Genomic DNA, 12548 nt, shown 5'->3' with positions numbered 1-12548 from the left:
GGGGAGCGCGACATCCGGCCACAGGAGCGCGACATCCAACCGTGGCGTGCGCTGTGGGCCATGATGGTCGGCTTCTTCATGATCCTGGTCGACTCGACGATCGTCGCCGTCGCCAACCCGCGCATCATGGAGAAGCTCAACACCGATTACGACGCGGTGATCTGGGTGACCAGCGCTTACCTGCTGGCGTACGCGGTGCCGCTATTGGTGGCCGGCCGGCTCGGTGACCGGTTCGGCCCCAAGAACCTGTACCTGGCCGGCCTGGCGATCTTCACCGCCTCGTCGCTGTGGTGCGGGCTGGCCGGTTCGATCGAGATGCTGATCGCCGCGCGGGTGGTGCAGGGCCTCGGCGCCGCGCTGCTCACCCCCCAGACGTTGTCGACGATCACCCGCATCTTCCCGCCGGAACGCCGCGGCGTCGCGATGAGCGTCTGGGGTGCCACCGCAGGGGTCGCCACGCTGGTCGGCCCGCTGGCCGGCGGCACCTTGGTCGACAGCCTGGGCTGGCAGTGGATCTTCTTCGTCAACGTGCCGATCGGGGTGCTCGGCCTGGCGCTGGCGGTGTGGCTGATCCCGGTGTTGCCGACGCAACCTCACCGCTTCGACGTTCCGGGCGTGCTGCTGTCGGGCGCGGCGATGTTCTTGATCGTGTTCGGCCTGCAAGAGGGCCAGTCGCACGACTGGGCGCTGTGGATCTGGGCGACCATCGCCGGCGGCATCGCGGTGATGGGACTGTTCGTCTGGTGGCAGTGGGTGAACAAGAACGAGCCGCTGATCCCGCTGCGGGTGTTCCGCGATCGCGACTTCTCGCTGTCGAATGTCGGGGTCGCGGTCATGGGCTTCATCGCCGTGGGAATGGTGCTGCCGCTGATGTTCTATCTGCAGGGCGTCTGCGGCTTGTCGCCTACCCGGTCGGCGTTGGTGACCGTGCCGATGGCGGTGTGCACCGGGCTGCTCGCGCCGATCGTCGGGCGCATCGTCGACCGGTCTCATCCTCGCCCGGTCGTCGGGTTCGGTTTCTCGATGCTGGCGATCGCGCTGACGTGGCTGTCGGCGGAGATGACGCCGACGACGCCGATCTGGCGGCTGGTGTTGCCGTTCGCCGCAATGGGCGTCGGCATGGCGTTCGTGTGGTCGCCGTTGGCCGCCACCGCAACCCGTAACCTGCCGCCGGATTTGGCCGGCGCGGGGTCGGGCGTCTACAACGCGACCCGGCAGGTGGGTTCGGTACTGGGCAGCGCGAGCATGGCCGCGATGATGACCTGGCGGATCAACGAAGAACTGCCGCCGATGCCGGCGGGTACTCCGCGTGGCGGCGAGGGGGCGGTGAGCCAGCTGCCCGGGTTCTTGCACCAGCCGTTCTCCAACGCGATGTCCACGTCGACGCTGTTGCCGGCCTTCGTGGCGCTGTTCGGGGTGATCGCGGCACTGTTCCTCATCGGTGGCCGAACACCTGCTGTCGCGAAAGCCGTTGAGTGGCAACCATCGGACGATTCCGAGCCCCGCACCGACGCGATGCCAATGATCCCTGCGCGCGCTGGCGACACCGGCGGCTACTTCGGCGACGACGACGATTACCCGGAATACATCCTCGCGCCACCGGAGCCCGACAGTGGGCCACAACCGATTCCTTCGCCGGACGCCGACGACTCCGACACCGAACCGCTGGCCGTCGCTGCCGAGGCGGCGGGCAGCGAGCCGGTCGAGCTGGGGGCCGACAACCCGTACCAGACGCTGTACCACGAGCCACCGGAGCGCTGGCTGCGTTCGGTGAGCGAGCCGATCGGCTTCGCGCACAACGGCTTTCGGGTGCCTCACGGTAACGGACTGCCGGACGTGCCCGAGCAGCGGCGGCGGCCAGGCAGGCACGCCGCCGACGACAGTGGGCCGACGTTCACGTGGTTCGATCCGGACGCCGACAGTTACGGCAGGCACGCGACTCGTGCCGGCGACTAGGCGAACAGCACCGCGGCGTTCAGGTAGCCGGTGGGGTCGAGGGCGGTCTTGATCGTCCGCATGGCGGCGATATCCGCCGGTTCGCGCGACATCCCGACGTAGTCGCGCTTGAGGCTGCCGACGCCGTGCTCAGAGCTGACGTTGCCGCCGCAGCCGGCGATCAGCGTCATCATCGCCGCGTACAGCGCCTGTTTACGCTCACCAGTTATGTTGCAGCGCAACACGTTCAGATGCAGGTTGCCCTCGGCGATGTGGCCGAACAGCACGGGGATCGCATCGGGTGCATGCTCGGCGATCAGGGCGGACGACTGCTCGGCGAAGGTCGCGATCGCCGGCAGCGGCAGCGAGACGTCGAACTTCAGCGGCGGCCCGAAGATGCCGAGGATGTCGGCGATCGCCTCGCGCAGCCGCCACAGCCGCTGCTGCGCAACGGCATCCACGCCGACGGCCGGCTCCGCGCACAGCGGCGCATCGTTCAGCGCATCGGCCAGTCGGTCCGACTGATCCCGGTCGCCGGCCATCTCGATCAGCAGCAGCCAGGGGGCCGCCACCGGTGACGCGACGTCCAGATGCCGTGCGGTGAGCTCGAGCGCCCGCGCGTCGATCAATTCCAGCGCCGCGATGCCGTCGAGATCGCGAAGGACTTGACCGGCTGCGGTCACCGCGGACAGGTCTGCAAACCCCGCGACCGCGGTGACCCGGTGCGCGGGCGTGGGGTGCAACCGCACGTCGAGCTCGGTGATCACCCCCAGGGTGCCCTCGGCGCCGACGAACAGCGCAGCCAAGTCGTAGCCGGTGTTGTCGCGACGAACAGCGCTGTGCCGCCGCATGATCGAGCCGTCGGGCAGCACCACCTCCAGTCCGACCACCTGCTCGCCCATGTTGCCGTACCGCACGGTGCGCAGCCCGCCTGCGTTCGTCGATGCCATGCCCCCGACGGTCGCGGAATCGCGGGCGGCGAGGTCCACCCCGAACACCAGCCCGGCTCCAGCGGCGGCGCGCTGCGCCGCCGCCAGCGTGACGCCAGCACCCAGCCGCAGCCGGCGCTCGCCGGAGTCGACCTCGCCGACTGCGGTGAGCCGTTCCGTGGACAGCAACACGTCGTCGTGTTCGGGCACGGTGCCGGCCACCAACGACGTCCGCCCGCCCTGGATCGTGACGTGCGCGCCGGCGTCGCGGCATTCGGCCAGCACTGCCGCGATCTCGTCGGCGGACCCCGGCCGCACTAGCGCCGCCGCCCGCCCGCGGTAGCGCCCGGTGTGGTCGAGGCTGCGCGCCGCGAGCACGTCAGGGTCGGTGCTCAGGTAGCTGCCGCCGACGACGCCTGCCAGCCGCTGCGCCAAAGTCATTGCAGCGTCTCGCCCGGCGACAAGGTGAGAAACCCGCCGAGGGCCACCAAGTCGTCGGGGCTGGCCGGCAGATACTCGGTCAGCGACGGCGAGCGCACGATCACGGCCCGATACTTGGCCCGGCTGATCGCGACGTTGAGCCTGTTGCGGTTCAGCAGAAAACCCATGCCTCGCGGAATGTCGTCGATGGTCGACGAGGCCATCGACAAGAACACCACCGGCGCCTGCCGGCCCTGGAACTTGTCGACGGTGCCCACCCGCACGTCGTCGAGCTTCGCCGCGCGCAAGTGCGACCGGATGCACAGCACCTGGGCGTTGTAGGGCGCCACCACAAGCACGTCGTCCTGTGTCAGCGGGCGCGTGCCGTACTCGTCGGTCCACGGCGTGCCGATCAGCGCGTGGATCTGCTCGACGATTGCCGCGGCCTCTTCGTCGCTCGCGGTGTCGTTGTCGCGGTGGTCCACGAACACGGTGTGCACACCCGGCGCATGACCGGCCAGCTCGCGATGCGCGGCGATGTCGTCGGGCTGCAGCCGATTCTCATACGACAGCGCCGAAACCGCTTGGCAGACAGCAGGATGCATGCGGTAGCTACGTTCGAGGAAATACCCGAACTCGTCGGGTAACACATCGCGGTCGTCGACCAGCCAGCCCAGCGCCGATCGGTCCACCGGTTCGGGGTGGGTGCCCTGGCTGACTTCCGGCAACTGCTGCGGATCGCCCAACAGCAGCAGGTTTTTCGCGGCCAGGGAGACTGCGATGGTGCTGGCCAGCGAGAACTGGCCGGCCTCGTCGATGGTCAACACGTCGAGGCTGCGCGGTGGAACCCGGGCCGCGTTGGCGAAATCCCACGCCGTGCCGCCGATGACGCAGCCGGCGTGGCCGGCGATGAACTCGGCGTACTTGTTCTCCGGAACCACCTGCCACGCAGGATGTTTGGCGTGATCGGCACCGGATTTCTTTCCCACCAGCGACGGATCGACACCCGCGCCTACGATCTCGTCGAGCAGGTTTTCGACCACCGCATGCGACTGCGCGACCACTCCGATGCGCCAGTTGTGCTCGTTGACCAACCTGGCGATCACACGTGCGGCCGTGTACGTCTTGCCGGTGCCCGGGGGACCGTGCACTGCGACGTACGAGTCGCTCAACGCCAGCAGCGCCGCCGTGATCGACTCGATGTGGTCGCCGAGCCGGGGGAGGGGCCCGCCGCCGGCCAGCGTCGGCGGATGGCGGCGCAAGATGTCGATCACCGCGCCACGCGGCAACCGCGAGCAGGTGCGCACCGATTCGGCGGCCCCTGCCGCAACGGTCTCGATCACCTGCTCCATGTTGTCTGTGGACACCGGAAATCCCGGCGTCAACGCCATCGGGAGGTTGTCGAACGGACCCGCGTCGGGCTGCAGTTCACAGATCAGCACCTCGACGGGCAAACCGGCTGCGGCGTCGACACTTTCGAGCACCGTCGCCTTGCCTGCCGCGCGCCGGTCGGGGTGGGCGTCGTCGAGGCCCGGTGGCGCCGGGCGGTCGTAGAGCACGCACACGTTACGGTCGAGCTGCCCGCCGCAGAGGCTGCCGTACAGCCGGACATGTCGCCGCGGTTTGCGTTTGCGCGGCGGCAGATGCCAGTCGGCCTCCACGCGCGCGTCCTCGACGCGGAACACCCCCGAGGTGTCGGCCCACTCCTCGACCGGCCCGGTGAGCCGGTCGAAGTGACTCCACCAGAAGGGCTTTCGCTCCCGTTGGAAGTAGCCGCGGGCACCGCCGATCAATGCAGCCGCCATCTGGTCGGGTGAGCGGCGATCGCGGTCTGCTGCGTCTCCCGCGAAATCGCTCAGCACACAAGCGATGTCATCGGCAGCGGGTACGGTTTCGCCCGGCGGCGCCGGCCGGGTCAGATGGGTGACCCCGTTCTCGAACGCCCGCAGCACCAGCCAGTCGCGCAGCTTGCGCGTCGACGTGCAGTCGTAGTGGTTGTAGTCCTCGATCTCCTTGAGCACGCTTGCGGCCTCGTCGTCGCGGCCGGCGTCGCGCAGCGCGCAGTAGCGGGCGTACTGGGCGATCGAGTCGGTGGCGGTGGTGACGTCTCCGCCGCGCAGCTGCTCACCCATGTACAGCGGCTCGAGCGCCTTGAGCCCGTAGGATTCCGCGCCGACGAGGATGGCCTTGCGCACGATGGGATACAGGTTCACCAGCACCTCGCTGCGCAGCAGCTCGTCGACCTCGTCTTCGCCGACGCCGTGGCGCGCGGCCAGCCGCAGCAACGCGGTCTTCTCGTACGCGGCGTAGTGGTAGATGTGCATGTTCGGGTAGCGCTTGCGGCGCTTGCGGACCATCGCCAGGAACTCGGCCAGCGCTTCGCGTTCGCCGGGTCGATCGTGCGCCCACAAAGGGTGGAAGGTGCCGTCGCGCTCGAGCACCCCGAACAGGTACTCCAGACCCCAGTCGACGCCATTGCTGGTCCACAGCGGATCGCCTTCGAAGTCGAAGAACAGGTCGCCGTCGTCGATCGGGGGCAGCGCGCCCAGCGGGTCGGGGTCGACGACTTCGTACTCGGCGACACCGGACTGCGACTGGCGCACCTGTATGCGCGCCTGGGCGGTCAGCGTGGCAAGCGTGGCTGCAGTCATTCCGTCCACCGGGCCGGTGTGGTGGGCGAGTTCGGCGACGGTGCTGATGCCCGCGCCGAGCAGTTTGGCCCGCTGGCTGACCCGCATGCCGGCGACCAGCAGCAGATCGTCGGATGCCCGCAGGTTCGGTTCGCAGGCCGCGCAGCGCATGCAGGCACGCAGTTGCGGGTCGCCCCACCTGACCGGCTGTCCCGACGCGAGGTGGCGGTCGAGCAGGTCCTCGAGCGCGGCCCGCTGCCGCCGATACACCTCTACGAGCTCGTGCACCGGGTATTCCGCCACGGACTGGTCGCCGAGGATCAGACCGGCGGTGGGGCTCACCGCGGCGCCCATCGCGCGCAGCGCTTCGGCGTAGCCCGCGATCTGCAGCAGCGCTTCGACTTTGGCGTGCCGCGCCAGTTTGGTGTCGCGAATCTGATACGCGCCGCTGGCGTCCTCCCGGACCAGGAAGTCGGCGAATCCGACGAACCTGCCGTCGATCAGGGCCGCCTGATACACCACCGCGGGTTGGCGGGCCAGCGCCTCGAGCGTCGCGCGCGCCGCTGCCTCGAACGACGCCACGCTGTACGCGGGCCGGCCGATGGTGACCACCCCGTCTCCGTAGCGGGCGACGTACTCGTCGAGGATGCGGCGCTCGTGCGCACCGCCCAATTCGGCGGTGCGCCTGAGGAGTTCGTCGTCGTCGGTCTCGGGGGCGGGTCCGCGGCCGAGCTTGTGGTCGAACTCGCGCAACAGCGCATACTCACACCTGGCGGCGGCGGCCAGGTCCGAGGCGCTGTAATACACCCGGCCGTTGTCGACGAACACGCTGCCACTGTAGGTTTCTTCGCCGCGAGCGTGCATGTCTGTACACCGACACGCCGCGTTCGCCGTACCCCGGTGCACACTCGCGGCTCCCCAGCGTGCGCATGCTTACGCCGTGTTGGCGACCAGCTCCACGTTGTTGCCGTTCCACCGGAATCGCACCACGCTGTCCAGCCCGGGCATCCCGTTGGAGAACTTCAGCGCGACGGTGTCGCCAGTACTCGCCGACGAGTCGATCGCATTGAAGCCGAACGTGTCAGGCACCCCGGAGGGAATGAACTTGCCCTGGTGGAACATCACCGCGCGGGTGTTCGGGTTGTCGGCGTTGGTGTTGGCCCGCACGATCACCACCGACAGCTGCGCGCATTCGTTGTAGTTCCCGGCGACGGGCTCAGGGTTCCAGCCCTGGCCACTGCGCGGGTCGGGCGGCAGGCTGGCGACGGCTTTGGCGATCTCAGGTGCCGCCAGGTTGACCGCGCAGGGGTCGTATGGGGCGGGCGGCGGGGCAGGCGTCGCTGGCGGCGGCGCGGCCGGTGCCGGGGGCCGAGCCGCCAGCGCAGAGCTACGCGGCTCCGGGGTCTTGGCGACGGTGGAGTCCCCGGCGCCGCAACCGGCCGACGCCACCGTCACCGCCGCGGCCACCGCGACGACGATCCCGATCCCTTTCACAAGTGCGCACCGTACCGTCGCGGTCCGCGATTTGATCGCAGGCGGGGCCGACTGCGCGGCCACTAGACTCAACTCACGATGACCTCCCCCGACCAGGACCTTTCGCACCCTGCCACCTCGTTCGCCGACCTGAACATCCATCCCGCGGTGCTGGCCGCTGTCGACGACGTCGGCTACGAATCGCCTTCACCGGTCCAGGCGGCGACGATCCCGGCGATGATGGCCGGCTCCGACGTCGTCGGCCTGGCGCAGACCGGTACCGGCAAGACCGCCGCGTTCGCGATGCCGATCCTGTCGAAGATCGACACGTCGAGCACCGCGACGCAGGCGCTGGTGCTGGCACCCACCCGCGAGCTCGCGCTGCAGGTGGCCGAGGCGTTCCGCCGCTACGGCGCACATCTGCCACGGATCAACGTGCTGCCGATCTACGGCGGTCAGTCCTACGGCGTGCAGCTGGCCGGGCTCAAACGCGGCGCGCACGTGGTGGTCGGCACTCCCGGACGGGTGATCGACCACCTCGAACGGGGCACGCTGGATCTGTCCCGCCTGGACTATCTGGTGCTCGACGAGGCCGACGAAATGCTGCAGATGGGCTTCGCCGAAGACGTCGAACGGATCCTCGCCGACACCCCCGAGTACAAGCAGGTGGCGCTGTTCTCCGCGACCATGCCACCGGCCATCCGCAAGATCACCTCCAAGTACCTGCACGACCCGGTCGAGGTCACCGTCGAGGCGAAGACCGCGACGGCAGAGAACATCTCGCAGCGCTACATCCAAGTGGCCGGTCCACGCAAGATGGACGCCCTGACACGCGTGCTCGAAGTCGAGCCGTTCGACGCGATGATCGTGTTCGTGCGCACCAAGCAAGCCGCCGAGGAGGTGGCCGAGAAGCTCAGCGCCCGTGGGTTTTCCGCGGCGGCGATCAACGGTGACGTGCCGCAGGCCCAGCGCGAGCGCACCATCGCGGCGCTGCGGGACGGTGGCATCGACATCCTCGTCGCCACCGACGTCGCGGCCCGCGGCCTAGACGTGGAGCGCATTTCGCACGTCCTCAACTACGACATCCCTCATGACACCGAGTCGTACGTGCACCGGATCGGACGCACGGGCCGGGCCGGCCGCAGTGGCTCGGCGTTGTTGTTCGTCTCGCCGCGGGAACGGCACCTACTCAAGGCGATTGAGAAGGCGACGCGCCAAAAGCTCACTGAGGCACAGCTTCCCACTGTCGAAGACGTCAACGCCCAGCGGGTCGCCAGGTTCCGCGATTCGATCACCGACGCGCTCAGTGCGCCCGGCATCGAACTGTTCCGCAGCTTGGTCGAAGAGTACGAACGCGAGCACGACGTGCCGATGGCCGACATCGCCGCTGCGCTCGCTTTGCAGTCGCGCGACGGTGAGCAGTTCCTGATGGCGCCGGAGCCGCCGGTCGAACGGCGCAAGGAGCGCGCCGAGCGCCCGGCCAAGCCGCGCCGCACCAATCAGAAGATGGCCACCTACCGCATCGACGTCGGCAAGCGGCACAAGATCGGCCCGGGCGCCATCGTGGGCGCCATCGCCAACGAAGGTGGTTTGCACCGAAGCGATTTCGGCCACATCGCCATCCGCCCCGACTTCTCGCTCGTCGAACTTCCGGCGAAGCTGCCCCGCGAGACGCTCAAGGCGCTGGAGAAGACCCGCATCTCCGGCGTGCTCATCAACCTCAAGCCCGACCGCAGGAGACGGCCGACGCAATGACGGTGTCGCGGGAACTCGACGCGCAGGGTGGTTTGGAGTCGGTCTCGCGGGCCGAGCGGGTGGCGTCTCTGACCGGCATCCGCGCGGTGGCCGCGCTGCTGGTCATGGGCACGCATGCGGCCTACACGACGGGCAAGTATCCGCAGGGCTACTGGGGCTTGTTCTTCTCGCGCATGGAGATCGGCGTGCCGGTTTTCTTCGTGTTGTCGGGGTTCTTGCTGTTCGGCCCCTGGGTACGCGCGGCCGAGCAGGATCGGCCGGCTCCGTCGGTCGCCCGCTATGGCTGGCACCGGGTGCGACGCATCATGCCGGCCTATGTGGTCACGGTCGTCGTTGCCTATGTGGTGTACCACTTCCGTGCCGCCGGTCCGAACCCCGGCCACCACTGGACCGGGTTGGTGCGCAACCTGACCCTGACGCAGATCTACACCGACAACTACATGTATTCCTATCTGCACCAAGGGCTTACGCAGATGTGGAGCTTGGCCGTGGAGGTGGCGTTCTACGTGGTGCTGCCGCTGCTCGCCTATCTGCTGTTGGCGGTTCTGTGCCGCCGACGGTGGCAGCCGCGGCTGCTGCTAACGGGTCTGGCCGCACTGAGCCTGGTCACGCCGCTGTGGCTGATTCTGGTGCACACCACCGACTGGCTGCCCGATGGCGGACGACTGTGGCTGCCAACATATTTCGTGTGGTTTCTCGGCGGCATGATGCTGGCCGTCCTGGCCCCGATGGGCCGGCGCTGGCTTGCCGGCGTCTGCCTGCCACTGGCGCTGGTGTGCTACCTGATCGTCTCGACGCCGATCGGCGGCGAGCCGACGACGTCTCCCACGAAGTTGTGGGAGGCGCTGGCCAAGGCGGCGTTCTACGCGGTGATCGCGACGTTGATGGTGGGACCACTAGCTCTGGGGAACCGCGGCTGGTACGCCCGTGCACTCGCCAGCCGGCCGATGGTGTGGCTGGGCGAAATCTCCTACGAGATCTTTCTGATTCACCTCGTCGTGATGGAGATCGCGATGGTCGAGGTGCTGCATTGGCGGGTCTACACCGGCAACATGCTCACGCTGTTCACGGTCACGCTGACCATTACGGTGCCGCTGGCATGGCTGCTGCACCGCGTCACTCGCGTGCGCGCCTGACGTCGGCGCGTGGAAATCAGCGGGCCGGTGCCCGACCGCGGATCAGGAACGAGCCACCCGCCAGAACCAATCCCAGCACCGCCACGGGGATCGCCCACTCGAGGCGGTTGTTGATCGCGTTCTTGCAGTTGTCCTCGTACTGGTGGCTCTGGGTTTGCGGCGCGACGTCCTGGATGACCGGCCCGATGACCGGGGTGTTGCCGAGCTGATTGCCGACGGTCTCGTTGTCCTTGTCGCGCGCCGCTTGCAGGTCGCCACCGGCGATCGGAACTCCGCAGCCGACGCTGCCCCGATCACCCGAAGCGCTGGGCGGGACCAGCAAGAAGACGATCCCGACGATCGCTGCGATCGCCCCGACCAGCAATAACAACCGTTGCGCGTTCACCGTTTAACCCCCTGGGCTGTCTGATGTCTGAGCCTCGATACCCGGGCCCAGTCGGGTCCAAACCTAGCGTCGCGCCGGGGCGCCGACGACGGTCGGCACGACGAACTCACGCAGCACTTCACGTTCGTCGTCCTCGTCGCGGCCCGGGAAGATCAACAGCGACGTGATCACCCGGACCAGCCAGCGGGCGCGCCGCTCGACGACGGCGGGATCGTCGGCGCCAAGTGAGTTCAAGAACGCGGCCGTCAGCGCTTTGATCACCTCGGACTGCTCGGCCATCTCGCCGCCGATGGGCGGCTCGTTCACCGCGAACCACGACGCCAGCGCCGGACTGCTGCGCACCATTCTCAGCGCGGTAGTGACACCGGCGATCAGCCGCTCGGCGGGGTCTTCGACGTCGCGGATCTGCTCGGTAAGTTCCCGGTGCAGCCGGTAGGCCTCCCGGTTGACGAACGCGGTGTGCAGCGCCTCGCGGTTTTCGAAGTAGCGATACAGCGTTGCGCGGGAACAGCCTGCGGCACTTGCGATTTCCTGCATACCGACGGTTGCCGCGTCTCGTTCGGCGAACAGCGTCGCCGCCGCGTCCAGGATGCGGTCGGCAGCGACCTCGCTCCGGTTGCTGGCCAGCCAGTCGCGTGCCATCAGCTCGCAACCCGGAACGGCACCGACAGCGGACGCCGCACGTAGCTGCCGCCGGCCCAGACGATGCGGTCCTCGTCGACCTCGAAATCCGGGCAGCGGGTGAGCAGTTCCGTCAGCGCGACGCGGGCCTGCATACGGGCGGCGGCCGCGCCGAGGCAGTGGTGAGCGCCGTGGCTGAACGTCAGAATCTTCGCCGGGCGGCGTGTCACGTCGAGTTCGCCTGCGTCAGGGCCGTATTCGCGTTCGTCGCGGTTGGCCGACCCGTACAGCAGCAGCACCCTGCGTCCGGCCGGAATCGTAGTGTCGCCGACGGTGACGTCGCGCGTCGTCGTGCGGGCCAGCCCCTGCACCGGCGAGGTCAGCCTCAGCAGCTCGTCGACCGCGTCGGCGATCAGGTCCGGCTGTTGTGCCAGCAGCCTGCGCTGGTCGGGCCGCTGGTGGAGCAGTTGCACGGAGCCGCCGAGCATGCCGGTGGTGGTGTCGTTGCCTCCGGTGACCATCGTGAACGTGAACGCCAGCACTGACAGCGTGCCCGCGATGTCGCCGTCGGCCCCGACGCCGGCAGCCACCAGGTGCGACACCGTGTCGTCGCCCGGCTCGCGCCGTCTGCGCTCGATCAGCTGGGTGAAGTAAGCCATCATCGAGCCCACCGCGTCGCCTACCGATTCCAGCGCGTTGCCGATGCCCCCTTCGACGGTGTTGGCCGCGACGATCGCCTCCGTCCAGCCGTCGAACTGGTCGCGGTCCTCTTCCGGTACGCCGAGGTAGTGGGCGACGACCATCGACGGCAGCGGCTTGAACAGCTCGGTGACAATGTCGCCGCCGCCGTCCGCCAGTAGCTTCTCGAGCCGTTCGACGACGAATGCGCGCACCGCGGGCTCGACGGCCTGCACCTGGCGCGGTGTGAAACCGCGCGCCACCAGCTTGCGAAATTCGGTGTGCACCGGCGGGTCTTGCATCACCATCGGTGGATTGTCTTGCAGCCCAATCATTTCCAGCTCGCCGTAATTGATCGTCAAGCCCTGTGCGGAGGAGAAGGTCTCGTGGTCGCGAGCTGTCGCCCACACGTCGGCATGCCGAGACAGCACCCAATAGTCGTGGTCGGGCTTTTCCGGCGGGACGACGTGGTGGACGGGATCGTGGTCGCGCAGGGCCTTGTACATCGGCCACGGATTGGGCCAGGTCTGCGCGCTCGCGAGCTGGAACGCCACCGGAGAATTATGAGACAGAACTGACGGCATGT

The 12548-nt window shown here is 68.4% G+C and carries 9 protein-coding genes; 3 read left to right on the top strand and 6 right to left on the bottom strand.

Going from position 1 to position 12548, the window contains the following annotated elements:
- Positions 1-60: 60 nt before the first annotated feature.
- A complete protein-coding gene (locus tag AC5Y39_RS11440; RefSeq protein WP_500018856.1) occupies positions 61-1956 on the top strand; it encodes an MFS transporter in 1896 nt (631 codons plus the stop codon).
- On the opposite strand, the gene AC5Y39_RS11435 is transcribed toward AC5Y39_RS11440, so the two are convergent.
- From AC5Y39_RS11435 to AC5Y39_RS11425, 3 genes are all read right to left on the bottom strand, one after another.
- Positions 1953-3305, bottom strand: a complete 1353-nt coding sequence (locus AC5Y39_RS11435) for an FAD-binding oxidoreductase (RefSeq protein ID WP_500048219.1) — start codon at positions 3303-3305, stop codon at positions 1953-1955. The genes AC5Y39_RS11440 and AC5Y39_RS11435 overlap by 4 nt on opposite strands.
- Positions 3302-6742: a TM0106 family RecB-like putative nuclease gene (locus AC5Y39_RS11430; RefSeq protein WP_500018789.1), complete on the bottom strand. Its 3441-nt coding sequence runs from the start codon at positions 6740-6742 to the stop codon at positions 3302-3304. Before AC5Y39_RS11430 ends, AC5Y39_RS11435 begins: the two co-directional genes overlap by 4 nt.
- Before the next feature lie 105 nt (positions 6743-6847).
- Positions 6848-7408: an LppP/LprE family lipoprotein gene (locus AC5Y39_RS11425; RefSeq protein ID WP_500018791.1), complete on the bottom strand. Its 561-nt coding sequence runs from the start codon at positions 7406-7408 to the stop codon at positions 6848-6850.
- Between the two features lie 78 nt (positions 7409-7486).
- Between AC5Y39_RS11425 and AC5Y39_RS11420 the strand changes: the two genes are divergently transcribed.
- Together AC5Y39_RS11420 and AC5Y39_RS11415 are read left to right on the top strand one after the other, a co-directional pair.
- On the top strand, positions 7487-9142 hold the full coding sequence (locus AC5Y39_RS11420; protein ID WP_500018793.1) for a DEAD/DEAH box helicase: 1656 nt from the start codon (positions 7487-7489) through the stop codon (positions 9140-9142).
- Positions 9139-10278, top strand: a complete 1140-nt coding sequence (locus tag AC5Y39_RS11415) for an acyltransferase family protein (RefSeq protein WP_500018795.1) — start codon at positions 9139-9141, stop codon at positions 10276-10278. Before AC5Y39_RS11420 ends, AC5Y39_RS11415 begins: the two co-directional genes overlap by 4 nt.
- A gap of 16 nt (positions 10279-10294) precedes the next feature.
- On the opposite strand, the gene AC5Y39_RS11410 is transcribed toward AC5Y39_RS11415, so the two are convergent.
- The 3 genes from AC5Y39_RS11410 to AC5Y39_RS11400 all read right to left on the bottom strand — a co-directional run bounded on the left by AC5Y39_RS11410 (position 10295) and on the right by AC5Y39_RS11400 (position 12546).
- Positions 10295-10663 (bottom strand): aminopeptidase, encoded by a 369-nt coding sequence (locus AC5Y39_RS11410; protein ID WP_500018797.1) that lies wholly within the window; start codon positions 10661-10663, stop codon positions 10295-10297.
- Positions 10664-10726: 63 nt separating this feature from the next.
- Positions 10727-11305 (bottom strand): TetR/AcrR family transcriptional regulator, encoded by a 579-nt coding sequence (locus AC5Y39_RS11405; protein WP_500018799.1) that lies wholly within the window; start codon positions 11303-11305, stop codon positions 10727-10729.
- Positions 11305-12546 carry a cytochrome P450 gene (locus AC5Y39_RS11400; protein WP_500018801.1) on the bottom strand — a complete coding sequence of 414 codons (1242 nt, stop codon included), beginning with the start codon at positions 12544-12546 and terminating at the stop codon, positions 11305-11307. The genes AC5Y39_RS11405 and AC5Y39_RS11400 overlap by 1 nt, the downstream gene beginning before the upstream one ends.
- Positions 12547-12548: the final 2 nt, after the last annotated feature.

It is taken from the genome of Mycobacterium sp. NGS39 (assembly GCF_059812765.1).
This window is presented reverse-complemented; position numbering and strand designations above follow the sequence as displayed.

Bases quoted from the DNA above. Each gene is read 5' to 3' on its own strand.
- AC5Y39_RS11440 (WP_500018856.1), top strand. From the start codon at position 61: ATGATGGTCGGCTTCTTCATGATCCTGGTCGACTCGACGATCGTCGCC.
- AC5Y39_RS11435 (WP_500048219.1), bottom strand. From the start codon at position 3,305: ATGACTTTGGCGCAGCGGCTGGCAGGCGTCGTCGGCGGCAGCTACCTG.
- AC5Y39_RS11420 (WP_500018793.1), top strand. From the start codon at position 7,487: ATGACCTCCCCCGACCAGGACCTTTCGCACCCTGCCACCTCGTTCGCC.
- AC5Y39_RS11415 (WP_500018795.1), top strand. From the start codon at position 9,139: ATGACGGTGTCGCGGGAACTCGACGCGCAGGGTGGTTTGGAGTCGGTC.
- AC5Y39_RS11405 (WP_500018799.1), bottom strand. From the start codon at position 11,305: ATGGCACGCGACTGGCTGGCCAGCAACCGGAGCGAGGTCGCTGCCGAC.
- AC5Y39_RS11400 (WP_500018801.1), bottom strand. From the start codon at position 12,546: ATGCCGTCAGTTCTGTCTCATAATTCTCCGGTGGCGTTCCAGCTCGCG.